Below are 19320 nucleotides of genomic sequence, written 5' to 3'. Positions count from 1 at the left end.
AGGGCGGCGAGCGGGGGCTCAGCCGTTGCGGGGGGAGGGCAGGGCCGTCGGGCGTGGGTCGTCGAGGAGGGACGGACTGCCGGCCGTGGGCTGGGTCGGCATGGAGTGGGCCGCGGGGACCGTCGGCACCGTGGTGACGCCGGCGACCGCGTTCACCGCGCGGGTGCCCGGCGCCTCCGCGGCGGCCTCGGCGGCCGCCGACGCCTGGGCGGCGGCACGGCGGGCGCCGTAGCGGCGGTGGACCGCCTGCTTGGTGACCCCGAGCGCCGAGCCCACGGCGTCCCACGAGAAGCCCAGGGAACGGTCGAAGTCCACGGCCGCCGTGACCAGGGTCTCGACACTGTCCCGCAGCTCCTGGGCGAGACGGACCGTGGGGGCGGGAGCACGTCCGTAGACGACGAAGCCCGTGGAAGGGCCGGAGCGGCGTGGGCGGTAGACGTTGCCCAGCTGGGCGGTGAGCGTGCGCAGCGCGTCCACCTGCCGGCGGACCCGCTCGATGTCCCGCACCAGCAAGTGCAGGCTGGCCCGAGCCTGGGCGTCGTGGGTTGCGTGGTCGGCCATGAACAAGCCTCTCGAACCGGCGTGAAAGGAATCAGGCCCGTGTCGGGGCCCTTGGTCAACTCTTTCTTGACCAACGCGTATGCGCTCCACTGGTCACGGGGTGGGGGCGTGGCGGCATATGCGTACGCCCCCGCGTGGGGTGCGCCTCGGCCTTCGGCCTCGGCGTGTCCTCCACCCGCGCACCACCCGTTCCCGGTGAGTCGAGAGGCGGAGGTTCGCCGTGGGGCTGCCTCGCCGTCGGCGGCTCTCCCCGCACGGGTGGCTCCGTCGACACCCATAGACTGGTGCGCTGCCCGTGTCCGTCCTCGCCCGAGAGGCCCCAAGCACCCCATGAAGCTCGTCTTCGCCGGTACCCCCGAGGTCGCCGTTCCCGCACTGGACGCTCTTCTCGCCTCCGGGCGGCACGAGGTGGCCGCCGTCGTCACGCGGCCCGACGCGCCCGCCGGGCGGGGGCGCAGGCTCGTCGCCTCCCCCGTCGCCGAGCGGGCGGAGGAGGCCGGGATCGAGGTGCTGAAGCCGGCGAAGCCCAGGGACCCCGAGTTCCTGGAGCGGCTCGAGGAGATCGCGCCGGACTGCTGCCCCGTCGTCGCCTACGGCGCCCTCCTCCCCAGGGCCGCCCTCGACATCCCCGCCCGGGGCTGGGTCAACCTGCACTTCTCGCTGCTGCCCGCCTGGCGCGGCGCCGCACCCGTGCAGCACGCCATCATGGCCGGCGACGAGATCACCGGCGCCGCCACCTTCCTCATCGAGGAGGGCCTCGACTCGGGCCCCGTCTACGGCACCGTCACCGAGGAGATCCGCCCCACCGACACCAGCGGCGACCTGCTCACCCGGCTCGCCTTCGCCGGCGCCGGCCTGCTCGCCGCCACCATGGACGGCATCGAGGACGGCACCCTGAAGGCCGTACCGCAGCCCGCCGACGGCATCAGCCTCGCCCCCAAGGTCACCGTCGAGGACGCCCGCGTCGACTGGGGCACCCCGGCGCTGCGCGTCGACCGGGTGGTGCGCGGCTGCACCCCCGCGCCCGGCGCCTGGACCACCTTCCGGGGCGAGCGCCTGAAGATCGTCCAGGCCGCCCCCGTACCGGACCTGACCGACCTCGCGCCCGGGCAGCTGTCCGTCGGCAAGAACAACGTGTACGTGGGCACCGGTTCGTACGCCGTGGAGCTGCTGTGGGTGCAGGCCCAGGGCAAGAAGCCGATGCGGGCGGCGGACTGGGCGCGCGGGGTGCGGATCGCCGCCGGGGAGACCGTCGGCGCCTGACGCCCCCGGGATCTCCACGACGTAGGCTGGAGAGCGCACTTCACCCCACATCCGGAGCACCTTTTTCGTGAGCGACCAGCCCCGTCGGCCCCGCAGGCCCGCCAAGCCCTACCGCCGGCCCAAGAAGGACCCCGTCCGCATCCTCGCCTTCGAGGCCCTGCGGGCCGTGGACGAGCGGGACGCGTACGCCAACCTCGTCCTGCCCCCGCTGCTGCGCAAGGCGCGCGAGAACGGCGACTTCGACACACGCGACGCGGCGCTGGCCACCGAGCTGGTGTACGGCACGCTGCGCCGCCAGGGGACGTACGACGCGATCGTCGCCGCCTGCGTCGACCGGCCGCTGCGCGAGGTGGACCCGCCGGTGCTGGACGTGCTGAACCTCGGCGCGCACCAGCTGCTCGGTACGCGGATCCCGACGCACGCCGCCGTGTCCGCCACCGTCGAGCTGGCCCGGGTGGTGCTCGGCGACGGCCGCGCCAAGTTCGTCAACGCCGTGCTGCGGAAGATCGCGCAGGACGATCTCGACGGCTGGCTGGAGCGGGTCGCGCCGCCCTACGACGAGGACCCCGAGGACCACCTCGCCGTCGTGCACTCGCACCCCCGCTGGGTCGTCTCCGCGCTGTGGGACTCCCTCGGCGGCGGGCGCGCCGGCATCGAGGAGCTGCTGCGGGCCGACAACGAGCGGCCCGAGGTGACCCTGGTCGCCCGTCCCGGGCGGGCGACGACCACCGAACTGCTCGACGAGGAGGCCGCCGTCGCCGGCCGCTGGTCGCCGTACGCGGTGCGGCTGACCGAGGGCGGGGAGCCGGGCGCCGTCCCGGCGGTCGCGGAGGGCCGGGCCGGCGTGCAGGACGAGGGCAGCCAGCTCGTCGCGCTCGCGCTCGCGAACGCGCCCGTCGAGGGTCCCGACCGGATGTGGCTGGACGGGTGCGCCGGACCGGGCGGGAAGGCCGCGCTGCTCGGCGCGCTCGCCGCCGAGCGGGGCGCGGTGCTGCTGGCCTCCGAAAAGCAGCCGCACCGGGCCGGTCTTGTGGCGAAGGCGCTCGCCGGGAACCCGGGACCGTACCAGGTCGTCGCCGCGGACGGGACGCGCCCGCCGTGGCGCCCCGGCAGCTTCGACCGGGTGCTGGTCGACGTGCCGTGCACCGGCCTCGGTGCCCTGCGCCGCCGCCCCGAGGCGCGCTGGCGGCGCCGCCCGGAGGACCTGGACGGCTTCGCCCCCCTCCAGCGCGGGCTGCTGCGCACCGCCCTGGAGTCCGTACGGGTCGGCGGTGTCGTCGGCTACGCCACCTGCTCCCCGCACCTCGCGGAGACCCGGGCCGTGGTCGCCGACCTCCTCAAGCAGTTCCCGGAGGCCGACCTGATCGACGCCCGGCCGCTGCTGCCCGGCGTACCGGATCTGGGCGAGGGCCCCGACGTACAGCTGTGGCCGCACCTGCACGGCACCGACGCGATGTACCTGGCCCTCATCCGCCGGACCGGCTGAGGCTCTCCTCGGGCTCGCTCACCTCGCCGCCGTCCTCGCGGGCCAGCCGGTGCGGCCACCACACCTTCGGGCCCACGTCCAGGAACAGGGACGTGACCAGCACCGACCGCACGACGAAGGTGTCCAGCAGCACGCCCAGGGCGACCGCGAAGCCGATCTCGGCGAACGCGACCATGGGCAGCGTGCCGAGGGCGGCGAAGGTGCCGGCGAGGACCAGGCCCGCCGAGGTGATGACGGCGCCCGTGGCCGCGAGGCCGGTGACCACGCCCGGCCGGGTGCCCTGACGGGCGGCCTCCTCGCGGATGCGGGTGGTCAGGAAGATGTTGTAGTCGATGCCCAGGGCCACCAGGAAGACGAAGACGAACAGCGGGAAGTCGGTCGACTCGCCCGCGTAGCCGAAGACGTGCCGGAAGGCCAGGGCGCTGAGGCCGAGCGCCGCCGCGAACGACAGGATCACCGTCGCGATCAGCAGCAGCGGGGCGATCAGGGCGCGCAGCAGCACGCACAGGATCAGCAGGACGACCACCAGCACCAGCGGGATGATCAGCGTGTTGTCGTGGGTGGTCGCCTCGTCCATGTCCAGCAGCGCCGCCGTACCGCCGCCCACCTGCGCGTCGGCGTCCGGTACCGCGTGCACGGCGTCGCGCACCCGCTCCACGGTCTGCTTGGCCGCCTCGCTGTCCGACGGGGCGGTCATGGTGGCCTCGAAGAGCACCTTGCCCTCGAACGACGGCTTCGTGCCCGGGGGCACGCCGAGGGACTCCGGGACGACCCCCTCCGTACCGGCGACCGCGCGGCCGACCTGCTCGGCCTGCGCCCGGTTGCCGACGACGACCAGCGGATCGCCGCTGCCGGCCGGGAAGTACCGCGCGGAGACCTCCTGCCCGGTGATCGAGTCCGGTTTCCCGGTGAACGCGTCCGCGTTGCCGATGCCCTCCGCGCGGAGCTGGATCAGGCCCAGCGAGCAGACCGCCAGCACCACCGCCGTCACACCCCAGACCAGGCGCGGACGGCGGGCGATGCGGCGGCCCGTGCGGGCCCACACGCCCCGCTCGGTCGGGTCGGGGGCGCCGTGGTGCGGGATCACCGGCCAGAAGATCCACCGGCCGCAGATGACCAGCAGCGCCGGGAACAGCGTCAGCATGGCCAGCAGGGCGACCGCGACACCGATCGCGGCGACCGGGCCGAGTCCCCGGGTGGAGTTCATCTCGGCGGTCAGCAGCACCAGCATGCTCAGCACGACGGTCGCGCCGGAGGCGAGCACCGCCGGGCCCGCGCGGTGCAGGGCCAGCGCCATCGCCTCGTGCCGGTCCTCGTGCCGGCGCAGCTCCTCCCGGTAGCGGGCGACCAGCAGCAGGGCGTAGTCGGTGCCCGCGCCGAAGACCAGCACCGTGAGGATGCCGGCGCTCTGCCCGTTGACCGTCAGTCCCGCGTGCTCGGCCAGGAAGTAGATCAGGGCCTGCGCCGTGAACAGCGCGCAGATCACCGCGAGCAGCGGCACCAGCAGCAGGGTGGGGCTGCGGTAGGTGATCAGCAGCATCACGACGACGACGGCCATCGCGGACAGCAGCAGCGTGGAGTCGATGCCCTCGAACGCCTCGGCGAAGTCGGCGGACGTGCCGCCCGGGCCGGTGATGTGCACCGCGAGCCCGTCACCGCTCCCGCCGACGGCGTCCCGGACGGAGTCGACCGCGGGGCCGATCCGCTCCCAGCCCTGCGCGTCCATCGTGATCGGCACGAAGACCTGCGCGGCACGGGGGTCGGCCTCCCGGTCGAAGACCGGGCCGAGGGTCTCGTCGCCCCTGATGCCGTGGTCGCTCAGCCGCTCGAGCCGCTCCACGTCCTCGGCGATCCGCGCCCGGTCGGCGGCCGTCAGCCCGCCGTCCCGCGCGTAGACCACGATCGCGGGGATCTGCTCGGGCCGGAAGTCCTCGGAGATCTCCAGCACCTGCGTGGACTCGGCGGACCCCGGCAGCCACGACGCCGCGTCGTTGTCCTGCGCGTCGGTCAGCTTCTGGGCGAACGGTGCCGTCAGGAGCAGCACCACGACCCACAGCCCGAGCACCAGCCACTTGGAACGCCGCCCGCACACGAGATGCGCGACACCACGGCCACCTGTCATGGAGACCTCCACAAGAGCGCCCTGGAGAGGCGCGGGGCAGTAACGTCTGCGGCTCCGCCGGGCGGGCACGGCCGGCCACGGCCGGCCCGCGGGCTACGCACAACCGTCCCCGCACGGGACCCGCGCACACAACCCCCGGAGGGCATGGCAGTCTTGACGCATGGCCCCGCAGATCAGCCCCAGCATCCTGTCCGCCGACTTCGCCCGCCTCGCCGACGAGGCGAAGGCGGTGGAAGGAGCCGACTGGCTCCACGTCGACGTCATGGACAACCATTTCGTCCCGAACCTCACGCTCGGCGTGCCGGTCGTAGAGTCGCTCGCCCGTGCGACGGACACCCCGCTGGACTGTCATCTGATGATCGAGGCCCCCGATCGATGGGCGCCCCAGTACGTGGAGGCGGGGGCCGGTTCGGTCACCTTCCACGTCGAGGCGGCCACCGCGCCCGTGCGGCTCGCCCGGGAGATCCGCGCCAAGGGCGCCCGTGCCTCCATGGCGCTGAGGCCGGCGACCCCCATCGAGCCGTACGAGGACCTGCTCCCCGAACTCGACATGCTGCTGATCATGACGGTCGAGCCGGGGTTCGGGGGCCAGGCCTTCCTCGACATCATGCTTCCGAAGATTCGCCGCACCCGCGAGTTGATCAACAAGCACGGTCTCGAGCTGTGGCTCCAGGTCGACGGCGGGGTCTCGGCGTCCACCATCGAGCGGTGCGCCGACGCCGGCGCCGACGTCTTCGTCGCGGGTTCCGCCGTGTACGGGGCGACGGACCCGGCCGAGGCGGTACGTGCACTACGCAACCAGGCGGAGGCCGCGACGGCCAAGGCGTCGTGGGCATGCGACCACTGAGCGTCAGGAACATGAACGGCGCCCGGCAGGGCTGATCGACCGCGCCGGATCTGCAAGGATGAACGGCGAATCCAGAGTGTGAACAGCAGTGAGGAGATCGCCGTGTCGGGTATGTCGGCGGGCCGGTCAGCCATGCGGATGGGACCCGCTGAGCTGGTGCAGGCGGCGGCCATGGCCCGCCGCTTCTACCTCGAGGGCAAATCCAAGATCCAGATCGCCGAGGAGTTCGGCGTCAGCCGCTTCAAGGTGGCCCGGGTCCTGGAGACCGCCCTCGAACGGGATCTCGTGCGGATCGAGATCCGCGTGCCGGCCGAGCTGGACGCCGAGCGCTCCGACGCGCTCCGCGCCCGGTACGGCCTGAGGCACGCCGTCGTGGTCGAGTCCCCGGCCGAGGCCGCGGAGACACCCGACCCCGAGAACCTGGGAGAGGTGGCCGCCGACCTGCTCGGCGAGCTGGTCAACGAAGGGGACGTGCTGGGCCTGGCCTGGGGCAGGTCCACCATCCACATGGCGGCGGCCCTGGACCGGCTGCCGCCCTGCACGGTCGTGCAGCTCACGGGCGTGTACGACGCCGGGACCGCCGAGCGCGGCTCGGTGGAGGCCGTGCGGCGCGCCGCGCAGGTGTCGGGCGGCGACGCCCACCCCATCTACGCGCCGATGCTGCTGCCGGACGCGGCCACCGCCCAGGCACTGCGCCACCAGACCGGCATCGCGCGGGCCTTCGAGTACTTCGACAAGGTCACCGTCGCCTGCGTCTCCATCGGTTCCTGGGAGCCGGGCATCTCCACGGTGCACGACATGCTCAGCGACGAGGAGCGGGCGCACTACGCCTCCCTCGGTGTCGCCGCGGAGATGTCCGCGCACCTCTTCGACGCGGAGGGGCGCCGGGTCGGCCGGGACCTGGGGGAGCGGTGCATCACGGTCAAGACCGACCAGCTGCGCCGGGTTCCCGAGGTCGTCGCGATCGCGGGCGGTCAGCGCAAGGGGCCCGCGATCGACGCCGTACTGCGCTCCGGTCTCGTCACCAGCCTGGTGACGGACACGTCGGCCGCGGACTACCTGATGACGGCGGGGACCACCCCGCGGTCCGCCCTCAACCGCGCGGACCCGGACGGCCCCTGAGAGCGGGTGAGGCGGGGGCGGGCCCGGCGGCATCGGCCGCACGGTGCTGCGACAGGCCCTGCTCCCGTGTCCCGCCGCCTGCCCGCTCGCCCTGCCTGCCGGCCGCCCGTCCGCCGGTGACGACGGGCCGGCGCCCGCGTGGGCCGACGGCACGGACACCGTCCGGGCGGCCGGTCCGCCCGCCGAGGCGTGCCGCACCCCGGAGCTCATCGACGCGGGCGGCCCCTTCCCGTACGACCAGGACGGCGCCGTCTTCGGCGACTTCGAGGGCCTGCGGCCCCGGCACGGACGCGGTTGCTCCCACCGCCTGGTTCGGCCGCGACCGGGACGCCCCCGCCTACTCCCTCTCCGATCTCACCGTCCGGCCCGAGGGCGCCGTGGAGCGGGGGCCGCTGATCGTCGTACGCGGCCGGCGGGCGTACGCGGCGGCGCGTTCCGCGGAGCGGGCGACCGCCCGGGGCGTGTTCGCCGAGGCGGCCGGCCGGACGCCGCCCCCATCGTGGCCCCGGCTCTTGGAGGATCCTCCGAGCAGGGCTCTGACCAGCCTGGATGATCCGCCCGGAGATGGCGTTCCGGTCGACATGGGACAATGAAGTACGTGCTCTTCCCCCTGGCTGACCTGTCCGGGGGCCACCTCTGATCGACTGGGATGTGCAGCACGTGCGTTTCCTCAACGACATCCAGCCCGCGTACGACCTGACGTACGACGACGTCTTCATGGTGCCGAGCCGCTCCGCGGTCGGCTCGCGGCAGGGCGTGGACCTCAGCTCCCCGGACGGCACGGGCACCACCATCCCGCTGGTCGTCGCCAACATGACCGCCATCGCCGGCCGCCGCATGGCCGAGACCGTGGCCCGTCGCGGGGGGCTCGTCGTCATCCCGCAGGACATCCCGATCGAGGTCGTCACCGAGGTCGTCTCCTGGGTGAAGGGCCGCCACCACGTCCTGGACACCCCGATCGTGCTGGCCCCGCACCAGACCGTCGCCGACGCGTTCTCCCTGCTGCCCAAGCGGGCGCACAACGCGGGCGTCGTCGTCGACGACGAGCACAGGCCGATCGGCGTGGTCACCGACACCGACCTCTCCGGAGTGGACCGCTTCACCCAGCTCGAAGAGGTCATGTCCAAGGACCTGATCCTCATCGACGCGGACACGGACCCGCGCGAGGCCTTCCACACCCTCGACGCCGCCAACCGCCGCTACGCGCCCGCCGTGGACCAGGGCGGCCGCCTGGCCGGCATCCTCACCCGCAAGGGCGCCCTGCGCGCCACCCTGTACACCCCGGCCACCGACGCGCAGGGCAGGCTCCGCATAGCCGCCGCCGTCGGCATCAACGGCGACGTGGCCGGCAAGGCCCGGCAGCTGCTGGACGCCGGCGTCGACACGCTCGTCATCGACACCGCGCACGGGCACCAGGAGTCGATGATCAGCGCGCTGAAGCTGGTGCGCGACCTCGACCCGCGGGTGCCGATCGTCGCCGGCAACGTCGTCGCCGCCGCGGGCGTCCGCGACCTGATCGAGGCCGGCGCCGACATCGTCAAGGTCGGCGTGGGCCCCGGCGCCATGTGCACCACCCGCATGATGACCGGCGTCGGCCGGCCGCAGTTCTCCGCCGTCCTGGAGTGCGCCGCCGAGGCGAAGAAGTACGGCAAGCACGTGTGGGCCGACGGCGGTGTCCGGCACCCGCGCGACGTGGCGATGGCGCTCGCCGCCGGCGCGTCCAACGTGATGATCGGCTCCTGGTTCGCCGGGACCCACGAGTCCCCGGGCGACCTCCAGCACGACGCGGACGGCCGCCCCTACAAGGAGTCCTTCGGCATGGCCTCCGCGCGTGCCGTGCGCAACCGCACCTCGGAGGAGTCGGCCTACGACCGCGCCCGCAAGGCGCTGTTCGAGGAGGGCATCTCCACCTCCCGCATGTTCCTCGACCAGGCCCGCCCCGGTGTCGAGGACCTGATCGACTCGATCATCGCGGGCGTCCGCTCCTCCTGCACCTACGCGGGGGCCGGATCGCTCGAGGAGTTCGCCGAGAAGGCCGTCGTCGGCGTCCAGAGCGCCGCCGGCTACGCCGAGGGCAAGCCGCTGCACGCCAGCTGGAGCTGACGGCCCCCCTCCCCGCCCGGCCCCCGTCGACCCCGCCCCGGGATCGACGGGGGCCGGCGCGCAACGGTCGAAAGCCCCCGCGCAACGAACACCCGCGTCCCCGCCGGCAACGCAATGATCTTGCGTGGGTGCGCAAGGTTGCTGCATTTCAGGAGCAACGAAGAACCTCGTAGGGTTACGCGCTGTACGTGGTGCGGCGAGGACCCCGCTCGACGGGTCCCGGCTGCCGCGGGACGTCGTCGGTCCCTGCCGCGGAAGACCGGCAGCGACGAAGGAGTCAGCGCGTGCTCGACCAAGGCGCACCCCCGCACAACGGCAGTCCCGCCGCCCCGCCGTCCCCGGGCGTCGCCGCGCGCCTCATGCGTCGCAAGCCCGTGGAACGCCTGGTCGCGGAGGGTGGCCAAGGTGAGGGCGGCTCCCTGCGGCGGTCCCTGGGACTGTGGCAGCTGACCATGATCAGCATCGGTGCCACCCTCGGCACCGGCATCTTCGTCGTCCTCGGCGAGGCCGTCCCCAAGGCCGGTCCGGCCGTCACGCTGTCCTTCGTCATCGCCGGTCTCACGGCCCTCTTCTCCGCCCTCTCCTACGCCGAGCTGGCGGGCACCATCCCGGTCTCCGGCTCCTCCTACTCGTATGCGTACGCAACGATGGGCGAGCTGGTCGCCTGGGTCTGCGGCTGGTGCCTGATGCTGGAGTACGGCGTCTCGGTCGCCGCCGTCGCCGTCGGCTGGGGCGAGTACCTCAACGAACTGCTCGACGGCACCATCGGCGTCACCATCCCGGCGGCGCTGTCCGCCCCGCCCGGCGACGGCGGCGTCTTCAACCTGCCCGCGCTGATCGTGGTCCTGCTCGCCATGGCGTTCCTGATGGGCGGCGCCCGCGAGTCCGCCCGCGCCAACACGATCATGGTCGTCGTGAAGATCGGCGCGCTGGTGCTGTTCTGCGCCATCGGCGTCCAGGGCTTCCGCTCCGGCAACTACGAGAACTTCATGCCGCTCGGCATGGCCGGCGTCAGCGCCGCCGGGGCGACGCTCTTCTTCTCGTACATCGGCTTCGACGCCGCCTCCACCGCCGGTGAGGAGGCGAAGAACGCCCAGCGCGACCTGCCCCGCGCCATCCTGCTGTCGCTCGCCATCATCACCGCGCTGTACGTCCTGGTCGCCGCCGTCGCCGTGGGTGCCAAGCCCTGGCGGCACTTCACCGACTCCGAGGCCGCGCTCGCCCAGATCATGCGCGAGGTCACCGGCCAGGGCTTCTGGGGCACCCTGCTGGCGTTCTGCGCCGTCATCGCCATCGCCAGCGTCGTCCTGACCGTGCTCTACGGCCAGACCCGCATCCTGTTCGCCATGTCCCGGGACGGCCTCGTGCCCAAGGCGTTCGGCAGGGTCAGCCCGAAGACCGGCACGCCCCGCACCAACACCGTGATCGTCTCCCTCTTCTGCGGTGTGCTGGCCGCCGCGATCCCGCTCGGCCAGCTCGCCGACGCCACCAGCATCGGCACCCTGTTCGCCTTCGCGCTGGTCAACGTGGCCGTCGTGGTGCTGCGCCGGACGCGTCCGGACATGCCCCGCACCTTCCGGGTGCCGCTGTCGCCGCTCATGCCCGCCGTCGGCTTCGCGTTCTGCGTGTGGATGATGGGCAGCCTGTCCACGATCACCTGGGTGGTCTTCGGTGTCTGGATGGCCGCCGGACTCGTGTTCTACTTCCTGTACGGCTACCGCCGTTCCCGGCTCGCCGCCCCCGCCGCACCAGAAGCGAAGTGAACCACCCGCAGTGCTGAACGATCTCGACGAACGCATCGTGCACGCCCTCGCCGAGGACGCCCGCCGCTCCTACGCGGACATCGGCCAGCTCGTCGGCCTGTCCGCCCCCGCCGTGAAGCGGCGGGTGGACCGGCTGCGCGCCACCGGGGCCATCACCGGGTTCACCGTACGGGTCGACCCGGCCGCCCTCGGCTGGCAGACGGAGGGGTTCGTCGAGATCTACTGCCGCAGCAACACCTCCCCGGAGACCATCCAGCGGGGGCTGGAGCGCTACCAGGAGGTCGTGGCCGCCTCCACCGTCACCGGTGACGCGGACGCGGTCGCCCAGGTCTTCGCCTCCGACATGCGCCACTTCGAACGGGTCCTGGAACGCATCGCGGGCGAGCCGTTCGTCGAGCGGACCAAGTCCGTGCTGGTGCTGTCCCCGCTGCTGCGGCGGTTCTCGTCGGGATCGCCCGCCTGAGACGCCGCGGGCGCCGTAGTATCGGTGTCATGACCTGGCGACATTGATCCACCAGCCGTGCCTCCCGAGGGCCGCCTCGGACGCCGTACGTCCTCCACGTCCGGTGTCCGAACCGCCCCTACGGGAAGGCCTCATGACTCCCACGCCCACGCGTGTCACCGACGTCCGCGTGCGACGGCTGACGACCACGCTGTACGGCTACGCGTTCCTCGAAGACTTCATCCTGCTCTACCCGGTGTACGCGCTGCTGTTCAGCGACACCGGTCTGTCCGTCGGGCAGATCTCCTCCCTGTTCGCCCTGTGGTCGGTGACCGGCGTACTGCTGGAGGTCCCCTCCGGTGTCTGGGCCGACGCCGTCTCCCGCCGCCTGCTGCTGTGGCTCGGCCCGCTGCTCACCGCCGCCGGCTTCGCCCTGTGGGTGCTCGTCCCGTCGTACGGTGCCTTCGCCCTCGGCTTCGTGCTGTGGGGCGCCGGCGGAGCGCTCGGCTCCGGTGCGCTCGAGGCCCTGGTCCACGACGAACTGGAACGGCTCGACGCGGCCGGCCGCTATGCCCGGGTCATGGGCCGGGCCCGCGCGGCCGGACTGGTCGCGGTGATGGCGGCGATGGGACTGGCCGGTCCGGTGTTCGCCCGGGGCGGCCACACCGCCGTCGGGGCCGCCAGCGTGGCGGTGTGTCTGCTGGCGGCGGCCACGGCGCTCCGGTTCCCCGAGCACCGCTCCCCGAAGACCGGACACGAGAGCTGGACGGCGACCCTGCGCGCCGGGCTCGCCGAGGCCCGCGCCGACCGGTCGGTGCGCGGGGCGCTGCTGCTCGTTCCGGCCGTGAGCGCCGTCTGGGGAGCCCTCGACGAGTACACGCCGCTGCTGGTGCGGGGGACCGGCGTCGCGGACGGGACGGTTCCCTGGCTGCTCCTGCTGGTCTGGGCCGGTGCCACCGCGGGAAGCCTGCTGGCCGGTGAGGGTGAGCGGCTCGGCACGACCGGGTTCGCCGCGCTGCTCGCCGGTGCCGGCCTCGCCCTGGCCGTCGGCGCGGCCGGCGGTTCCCCCTGGGGGCTGGGTCTCGTCGCCCTCGCCTTCGGTGGCTTCCAGGCGGCGACCGTGCTGGCCGACGCCCGCCTCCAGCGGCGCATCGGGGACACCGGCCGCGCCACCCTCACCTCGGTGGCGGGCCTGGGCACGGAGCTGGCGACGGTCGCGGTCTACGGCGGCTACGCGCTGATCGCCTCGGGCGGCGCGCACAGTACCGCTTTCGCGGTGTTCGCGGTGCCGTACCTGGCGACGGCGGTGCTGCTGCTCGTCGGGACCGGAGCCGGGGCCGCCAGGACACGCCCGTGAACGGCGCCGGTCCGCGCGATCCCGCCCCCACCCTCCCACCAGGCTCGTCGGGCCGCCGACGCCCCGGGAACGGGCGCCGCGCAACGAATCGCCGCCGCCCCCGGACCGGACGCAACGAACCGCTCACCGACGCGCAACGGCTCCGCCTTGTCCGCCCGAGCCGGCCGACCGTACCTTCTATCTGGCCCCCCGAACCCCCGCGTACCGACGAGGAACACGCATGCGCACCGCCCTGCTCCAGAGCTCCGGCCGGCCCGGATCCGTCGCCGAGAACCTCAAGGTCCTCGACGAGGCGGCCGCCCGTGCCGCCGCCGCGGGCGCCGGGCTGCTCGTCACCTCGGAGCTGTTCCTCACGGGGTACGCGATCGGCGACGACATCGGCCGGCTCGCCGAGCCCGCCGACGGCGACGCGGCCGACGCGATCGCGGAGAGCGCCGCCCGGCACGGCCTGGCGGTCGCCTACGGCTACCCCGAGCGGGACGGCGAGCGCGTCTTCAACTCCGTGCAGCTGATCTCCGCCGACGGCACCCGCCTCGCGAACCACCGCAAGACCCACCTCTTCGGCTGCTTCGAACGGGACCACTTCACACCGGGCGAGCAGCCCGTCGCCCAGGCCGAGCTGAACGGCCTCACCGTCGGCCTGATGATCTGCTACGACGTCGAGTTCCCGGAGAACGTGCGCGCCCACGCCCTCGCCGGCACCGACCTCCTGCTCGTACCGACCGCGCAGATGCACCCGTTCCAGTTCGTCGCCGAGCACATGGTGCCGGTGCGGGCCTTCGAGAACCAGATGTACGTGGCGTACGTCAACCGGGTCGGCCGCGAGGGCGAGTTCGAGTTCGTCGGGCTGTCCACGCTCGCCGGACCCGACGGGGTGGCCCGCACCCGCGCCGGCCGCCAGGAGGAACTGGTCCTCGCCGACGCCGACCCGGTGTTCCTCGCCGCCTCCCGCGAGGCGAACCCGTATCTGGCCGACCGCCGCCCCGGCCTCTACGGGTCCCTCGTCTGAACACCCCCACCCCCCGCTTCACCTGTGCAAGGAGTCCGTACCCCATGACGTCCACCGTGCCCAACGCGATCGAGCACGCCGACGAGCAGCAGCCGCCGATCACCATGTTCGGCCCGGACTTCCCGTACGCCTACGACGACTTCCTCGCCCACCCGGCGGGCCTCGGACAGGTACCGGCGACCGAGCACGGCACCGAGGTCGCGGTGATCGGCGGTGGCCTGTCCGGCATCGTCGCCGCGTACGAGCTGATGAAGATGGGCCTGAAGCCGGTCGTGTACGAGGCCGACCGGATCGGCGGCCGGCTGCGCACCGTGGGCTTCGACGGCTGCGACGACTCCCTGACCGCCGAGATGGGCGCGATGCGCTTCCCGCCGTCCTCCACGGCGCTCCAGCACTACATCGACCTGGTGGGCCTTGAGACCCGTCCCTTCCCCAATCCCCTCGCCGAGGCGACACCGTCCACCGTCGTCGACCTCAAGGGCGAGTCGCACTACGCCGAGACCCTCGACGACCTGCCCCAGGTCTACCGGGACGTGGCCGACGCCTGGGCCAGGTGCCTCGAAGAGGGCGCCGACTTCTCCGACATGAACCGCGCCCTGCGCGAGCGCGACGTCCCGCGCATCCGCGAGATCTGGGCGAAGCTGGTCGAGAAGCTCGACAACCAGACCTTCTACGGCTTCCTCTGCGACTCCGAGGCCTTCAGGTCCTTCCGGCACCGCGAGATCTTCGGCCAGGTCGGCTTCGGCACCGGCGGCTGGGACACCGACTTCCCCAACTCCATCCTGGAGATCCTCCGCGTCGTCTACACCGAGGCCGACGACCACCACCGCGGCATCGTCGGCGGCTCCCAGCAACTGCCGCTCAGGCTCTGGGAGCGCGAGCCGGAGAAGATCGTCCACTGGCCGTACGGCACCTCGCTGAAGTCCCTGCACAAGGACGGCGAGCCCCGCCCGGCGGTCACACGGCTCAACCGCACCGCGGGCAACCGCATCACGGTGACGGACGCCGACGGGGACATCCGGACCTACCGGGCGGCGATCTTCACCGCCCAGTCCTGGATGCTGCTGTCCAAGATCGCCTGCGACGACTCGCTCTTCCCGATCGACCACTGGACCGCCATCGAACGCACCCACTACATGGAGAGCTCCAAGCTCTTCGTGCCCGTGGACCGGCCGTTCTGGCTCGACAAGGACGAGGAGACCGGGCGGGACGTCATGTCGATGACGCTCACCGACCGGATGACCCGGGGCACCTACCTCCTGGACGACGGCCCGGACAAGCCCGCCGTCATCTGCCTCTCCTACACCTGGTGCGACGACAGCCTGAAGTGGCTGCCGCTGTCCGCGAACGAGCGGATGGAGGTCATGCTGAAGTCGCTCGGCGAGATCTACCCGAAGGTCGACATCCGGAAGCACATCATCGGCAACCCGGTGACCGTCTCCTGGGAGAACGAGCCCTACTTCATGGGCGCCTTCAAGGCCAACCTGCCCGGCCACTACCGCTACCAGCGCCGCCTGTTCACCCACTTCATGCAGGAGGAGCTGCCCGAGGACAAGCGGGGCATCTTCCTCGCCGGCGACGACATCTCCTGGACGGCCGGCTGGGCGGAGGGCGCCGTCCAGACCGCGCTGAACGCGGTCTGGGGCGTCATGCACCACTTCGGCGGCGAGACCGACCCGACCAACCCGGGCCCCGGCGACCTCTACGACGAGATCGCCCCGGTCGAACTCCCCGAGGACTGAGCCCGCCTCCCCGCTGCCGGGTCAGTCCGGCAGCGGGGTGAGCAGCATGCGGCCGGCGAAGCCCACCGCCGTGTCCAGGCGTTCGGTGAACTCCCCGGCGACGTCCGGCAGTCCGCGCAGCGCCCACAGGGCGCGGGCCGCCGTCCAGGCGGCTTCCCGGGCGCGTTCCAGGCTCCACGCGCCCAGCAGATGGGTCAGCGGGTCGGCGATCCGCAGCAGTTCGGGCCCCGGGGTCAGCTCCTCGCGGATCCGGTCCTCCAGCGAGAGGAGGAGATCGCCCACCTGGTCGAACTCGTCCTCCAGATCGCAGGGTTCGCAGGCGAGCGTACGACAGGTGTCCACGACGGCGAGCGCGAGATCGTGGCCGATGTGCGCGTTGACGCCCGCGAGCGCGAACTGCAGCGGGCGTACTCCGGGATGCCGGCGGAACTGGAACAGCGGGCGCCAGCAGGCCGGTGGCCGCCGCTCCTGAGACACCGCGTCCACCGCCGCCAGATAGCGCTCCGCGAACCGCACGTCCAGCGTGATCGCCGCCCGCGCGTCCGGGAACCGGCCCGCGTCGATCCGCCGGTCCACGGCCTCCGTGACGGCGAGGTAGACACGGTTGAACACCGCGACCCCGTCCCGCGCGGGCAGGACCGCGTCGAGCGCGCGCATACGGGAGATGACCCCGTCCACAGGTGTGGGGACTTGTTCGCATTGCGGCATGAGCGCAGAGTCGCACCTTTAGGGTGGGACCAGTGGCGGCGGGCCCGACGCTTCCCCGGAACGGGGGAACGCGCCCGTCGTGGGGGAGGGGGAGCAGTACTGTGTCAGGCCCGCGTGCCCAGCGCCTGTCCGCGCGAAGGGCCGAGCGCCGGCGTGCCGCCCGGCGCGGCGCGATGGTCGCGGCGGCCTCCGTGGTGGTCGCGGTCGGCACCGCCGCCGGGATGATGTCGGCGGTCGGCGACGGACGCGGCGCGGACGAGGCCCGCCCCGTGGTGACCTCGTCACCGCGTCTGGAATCGCCGCCCGCCGTGCCGTCGCCGTCGCCGTCGTCCTCCCCGTCGGCGTCACAGTCCCCTTCTCCCACGGCGAGTCCGAAGAAGGAGGCGAGCCCGAAGGCGTCCGCGGCAAAGGCCGAGGAGAAGCGGTGGACCGCCCCCGTGTCGACCCGTCTCTACCGCCACCCCGACTCCCAGGTGCTGGACTGGGTGCGGGACAACCCCGACGACCCGCGCCGCGCGGTCATCGAGTCCCGGATAGCCGACCGGCCGGCGGCCGTGTGGTTCGCGGACCACTCCCCGGACTCGATCACCTCCCGGGTGCGTGCCGTGGTGGCGGGCGGCGCGGCGCAGGGCCGGGTGCCCGTGCTCGTGCCGTACGTGATTCCCGACCGCGACTGCGGCGGGCACTCCCAGGGCGGGGCGCCCGATCTGGCCGCCTATGACGCCTGGATCGACCGGTTCGCCGCCGGACTGGGCGACAGCGAGGTCATCGTGATCCTGGAGCCCGACTCGATCGCCCAGTCCGAGTGCCTCTCCGCCGGGCAGCGCGCCGACCGCTTCGCCTCGCTGGCCCGGGCCGGCCGGGTGCTGAAGGAGGCCGGTCCCCGGGCACGGGTCTACTTCGACGCCGGGCACTCCGGCTGGAACGCACCGGCCGAGCAGGCCGCCCTGCTGCGGCAGGCCGGGGCCGCCTCGGCCGCCTCCTCCGACGGCGTCTTCAGCAACGTCTCCAACTTCCACGCCACGGCCGACGAGGTCGCCTACGACCGTGCCGTGCTCGACGCACTCGGCGGCCCGCCGAGCCTCGGCGCGGTGATCGACACCAGCCGCAACGGCAACGGCGCCCCGGCGGACGGCGCATGGTGCGACCCGGCCGGCCGCAAGCTGGGCCGGACCCCGACGCTGAGCACCGGGGAGACCGGCATCGACGCCTACCTGTGGGTGAAGCTGCCGGGGGAGTCCGACGGCTGCAAGGGGGCGCCGGGCACCTTCACCCCCTCGTACGCCTACGACTTGGCGCGCTGATCATCCTCGGCGCCGTCGGTGTCGTAGGAGGACGTGCCCTCGTCGAGCAGCGGCTCCTGCGTCTTGAGGTGGGCGGGCGCGAAGGCGCGCAGCGCGTGGTAGCCGGTGATGACGACCAGCGTGCCGAGCGCGATGCCGCTGAGCGAGAAGGTGTCGGTGAACTCCATCGAGACGTTGCCGACGCCGATGATGATGCCCGCCGCGGCCGGCACCAGGTTCAGCGGATTGCGCAGGTCCACCTTGGCGTTGGTCCAGATCTGCGCGCCGAGCAGGCCGATCATGCCGTACAGGATGACGGTGATCCCGCCGAGCACCCCGCCCGGGACGGCCGCCACGACCGCGCCGAACTTCGGGCAGATGCCGAACAGCAGGGCGAAGCCGGCGGCGGCCCAGTACGCGGCCGTGGAGTAGACGCGGGTCGCGGCCATCACGCCGATGTTCTCGGAGTAGGTGGTGTTGGGCGGGCCGCCGACCGCGGTGGACAGCATGGAGCCGACGCCGTCGGCGGAGATGGCCGTGCCGAGCTTGTCGTCGAGGTTGTCGCCGGTCATCTCACCGACCGCCTTGACGTGCCCCGCGTTCTCGGCGATGAGCGCGATGACCACCGGCAGGGCGACCAGGATCGCCGACCACTCGAAGGACGGGCCGTGCAGGGTCGGCAGGCCGATCCAGTCGGCCTGGCCCACGCCGGACAGGTCCAGGCGCCAGTGGTCGGTGACCTGGCCGCTCGCGTCCGCCGAGTGGATCTTCCCGAAGATCCGGTCGAGCGCCCAGGACAGGGCGTACCCGAAGACCAGCCCGAGGAAGATCGCGATCCGGGACCAGAAGCCGCGCAGGCAGACCACGGCCAGACCGGTGAACAGCATCACGGACAGGGCGGTCCACTGGTCCTGCGGCCAGTAGGTGGAGGCGGTCACCGGCGCCAGGTTGAAGCCGATGAGCATCACCACCGCGCCGGTGACGATCGGCGGCATCGCGGCGTGGATGATCCGCGCCCCGAACCGCCGCACCGCGAGACCCACCAGGAACAGCGCGGCCCCGACCACGAACACGGCGCCGGTGACGGTGGCGCTGGAGCCGCCGTCGGCCCGGATGACCGCGGCGACGCCGACGAAGGAGAGCGAGCAGCCGAGGTAACTCGGCACCCGGCCGCGGGTGGCGAGCAGGAAGACGGCGGTCGCGACACCCGACATCATGATCGCCAGGTTGGGGTCCAGACCCATGAGCACCGGGGCGACGAAGGACGCCCCGAACATCGCCACGACGTGCTGGGCACCCAGACCCGCCGTGCGCGGCCAGGAGAGCCGTTCGTCGGGGCGGACCACCGCGCCGGGGGCCGGGGTGCGTCCGTCGCCGTGCAGTGTCCAGCGGACGCCGAGATCCATGGGCTGTCGCTTTCGTCGTGTGTGCAGCGTGTCCGGACCATTGTGGGGGCTGGGCAGCGGTGCTTCGTACAGGTGGGCGGGCGTGACCGACCCGGCTGAGCGTCTG

Annotated in this window: 15 protein-coding genes; 11 read left to right on the top strand and 4 right to left on the bottom strand. The window is 72.9% G+C overall.

The genetic code is table 11. The features are described from left to right. Positions 1-18: 18 nt before the first annotated feature. Positions 19-561, bottom strand: coding sequence for a hypothetical protein (locus KUM38_RS15570; RefSeq protein WP_217129972.1), 543 nt, complete (start codon positions 559-561; stop codon positions 19-21). 330 nt (positions 562-891) lie between these two features. Here KUM38_RS15570 and fmt point away from each other — a divergent pair, with 330 nt between their 5' ends. Together fmt and KUM38_RS15560 are read left to right on the top strand one after the other, a co-directional pair. Beyond that, the gene (fmt, locus tag KUM38_RS15565; protein ID WP_217129971.1) at positions 892-1824 is read left to right on the top strand and encodes a methionyl-tRNA formyltransferase; all 933 of its coding nucleotides are present in this window, start codon (positions 892-894) and stop codon (positions 1822-1824) included. A gap of 67 nt (positions 1825-1891) precedes the next feature. Beyond that, entirely contained in the window at positions 1892-3310 is a 1419-nt protein-coding gene (locus KUM38_RS15560; RefSeq protein ID WP_217129970.1) for an RsmB/NOP family class I SAM-dependent RNA methyltransferase, read from the top strand. Here the strand turns inward: KUM38_RS15560 and KUM38_RS15555 are convergent. After that, positions 3291-5432: an MMPL family transporter gene (locus KUM38_RS15555; protein WP_217129969.1), complete on the bottom strand. Its 2142-nt coding sequence runs from the start codon at positions 5430-5432 to the stop codon at positions 3291-3293. The two genes, KUM38_RS15560 and KUM38_RS15555, sit on opposite strands and share 20 nt — an antisense overlap. A gap of 160 nt (positions 5433-5592) precedes the next feature. Between KUM38_RS15555 and rpe the strand changes: the two genes are divergently transcribed. From rpe to KUM38_RS15515, 8 genes are all read left to right on the top strand, one after another. Continuing rightward, the gene (rpe, locus tag KUM38_RS15550; protein WP_217129968.1) at positions 5593-6279 is read left to right on the top strand and encodes a ribulose-phosphate 3-epimerase; all 687 of its coding nucleotides are present in this window, start codon (positions 5593-5595) and stop codon (positions 6277-6279) included. Between the two features lie 78 nt (positions 6280-6357). Next, positions 6358-7401, top strand: coding sequence for a sugar-binding transcriptional regulator (locus tag KUM38_RS15545; RefSeq protein ID WP_217129967.1), 1044 nt, complete (start codon positions 6358-6360; stop codon positions 7399-7401). A 660-nt stretch (positions 7402-8061) separates the two neighbouring features. After that, on the top strand, positions 8062-9504 hold the full coding sequence (locus KUM38_RS15540; protein WP_217130038.1) for a GuaB1 family IMP dehydrogenase-related protein: 1443 nt from the start codon (positions 8062-8064) through the stop codon (positions 9502-9504). A gap of 284 nt (positions 9505-9788) precedes the next feature. After that, positions 9789-11267: an amino acid permease gene (locus KUM38_RS15535; protein ID WP_217129966.1), complete on the top strand. Its 1479-nt coding sequence runs from the start codon at positions 9789-9791 to the stop codon at positions 11265-11267. 10 nt (positions 11268-11277) lie between these two features. After that, the gene (locus KUM38_RS15530; protein WP_024887351.1) at positions 11278-11730 is read left to right on the top strand and encodes an Lrp/AsnC family transcriptional regulator; all 453 of its coding nucleotides are present in this window, start codon (positions 11278-11280) and stop codon (positions 11728-11730) included. A gap of 133 nt (positions 11731-11863) precedes the next feature. Beyond that, positions 11864-13066 carry an MFS transporter gene (locus KUM38_RS15525; RefSeq protein WP_217129965.1) on the top strand — a complete coding sequence of 401 codons (1203 nt, stop codon included), beginning with the start codon at positions 11864-11866 and terminating at the stop codon, positions 13064-13066. A 220-nt stretch (positions 13067-13286) separates the two neighbouring features. Continuing rightward, positions 13287-14075, top strand: coding sequence for a carbon-nitrogen hydrolase family protein (locus tag KUM38_RS15520; RefSeq protein WP_217129964.1), 789 nt, complete (start codon positions 13287-13289; stop codon positions 14073-14075). A 44-nt stretch (positions 14076-14119) separates the two neighbouring features. Then, complete coding sequence (locus KUM38_RS15515; RefSeq protein ID WP_217129963.1) at positions 14120-15817, top strand: NAD(P)/FAD-dependent oxidoreductase; 1698 nt, start codon at positions 14120-14122, stop codon at positions 15815-15817. Positions 15818-15838: 21 nt separating this feature from the next. Here KUM38_RS15515 and KUM38_RS15510 read toward each other — a convergent pair whose 3' ends face one another. Further along, positions 15839-16525 carry a DUF5995 family protein gene (locus KUM38_RS15510; protein ID WP_217129962.1) on the bottom strand — a complete coding sequence of 229 codons (687 nt, stop codon included), beginning with the start codon at positions 16523-16525 and terminating at the stop codon, positions 15839-15841. Positions 16526-16698: 173 nt separating this feature from the next. Here KUM38_RS15510 and KUM38_RS15505 point away from each other — a divergent pair, with 173 nt between their 5' ends. Further along, positions 16699-17829: a glycoside hydrolase family 6 protein gene (locus KUM38_RS15505; RefSeq protein ID WP_217130037.1), complete on the top strand. Its 1131-nt coding sequence runs from the start codon at positions 16699-16701 to the stop codon at positions 17827-17829. Here the strand turns inward: KUM38_RS15505 and KUM38_RS15500 are convergent. Then, complete coding sequence (locus KUM38_RS15500) at positions 17811-19214, bottom strand: uracil-xanthine permease family protein (RefSeq protein WP_217129961.1); 1404 nt, start codon at positions 19212-19214, stop codon at positions 17811-17813. The genes KUM38_RS15505 and KUM38_RS15500 overlap by 19 nt on opposite strands. Positions 19215-19320 lie beyond the last annotated feature (106 nt).

It is taken from the genome of Streptomyces sp. AC558_RSS880 (assembly GCF_019049255.1).
Taxonomy (GTDB): Bacteria; Actinomycetota; Actinomycetes; order Streptomycetales; family Streptomycetaceae; genus Streptomyces.
This window is presented reverse-complemented; position numbering and strand designations above follow the sequence as displayed.

Coding starts and splice junctions, on each gene's coding strand:
- KUM38_RS15570 (WP_217129972.1), bottom strand. CDS start 561: ATGGCCGACCACGCAACCCACGACGCCCAGGCTCGGGCCAGCCTGCAC.
- fmt (WP_217129971.1), top strand. CDS start 892: ATGAAGCTCGTCTTCGCCGGTACCCCCGAGGTCGCCGTTCCCGCACTG.
- KUM38_RS15555 (WP_217129969.1), bottom strand. CDS start 5,432: ATGACAGGTGGCCGTGGTGTCGCGCATCTCGTGTGCGGGCGGCGTTCC.
- rpe (WP_217129968.1), top strand. CDS start 5,593: ATGGCCCCGCAGATCAGCCCCAGCATCCTGTCCGCCGACTTCGCCCGC.
- KUM38_RS15525 (WP_217129965.1), top strand. CDS start 11,864: ATGACTCCCACGCCCACGCGTGTCACCGACGTCCGCGTGCGACGGCTG.
- KUM38_RS15520 (WP_217129964.1), top strand. CDS start 13,287: ATGCGCACCGCCCTGCTCCAGAGCTCCGGCCGGCCCGGATCCGTCGCC.
- KUM38_RS15515 (WP_217129963.1), top strand. CDS start 14,120: ATGACGTCCACCGTGCCCAACGCGATCGAGCACGCCGACGAGCAGCAG.
- KUM38_RS15510 (WP_217129962.1), bottom strand. CDS start 16,525: ATGCCGCAATGCGAACAAGTCCCCACACCTGTGGACGGGGTCATCTCC.
- KUM38_RS15505 (WP_217130037.1), top strand. CDS start 16,699: ATGGTCGCGGCGGCCTCCGTGGTGGTCGCGGTCGGCACCGCCGCCGGG.
- KUM38_RS15500 (WP_217129961.1), bottom strand. CDS start 19,214: ATGGATCTCGGCGTCCGCTGGACACTGCACGGCGACGGACGCACCCCG.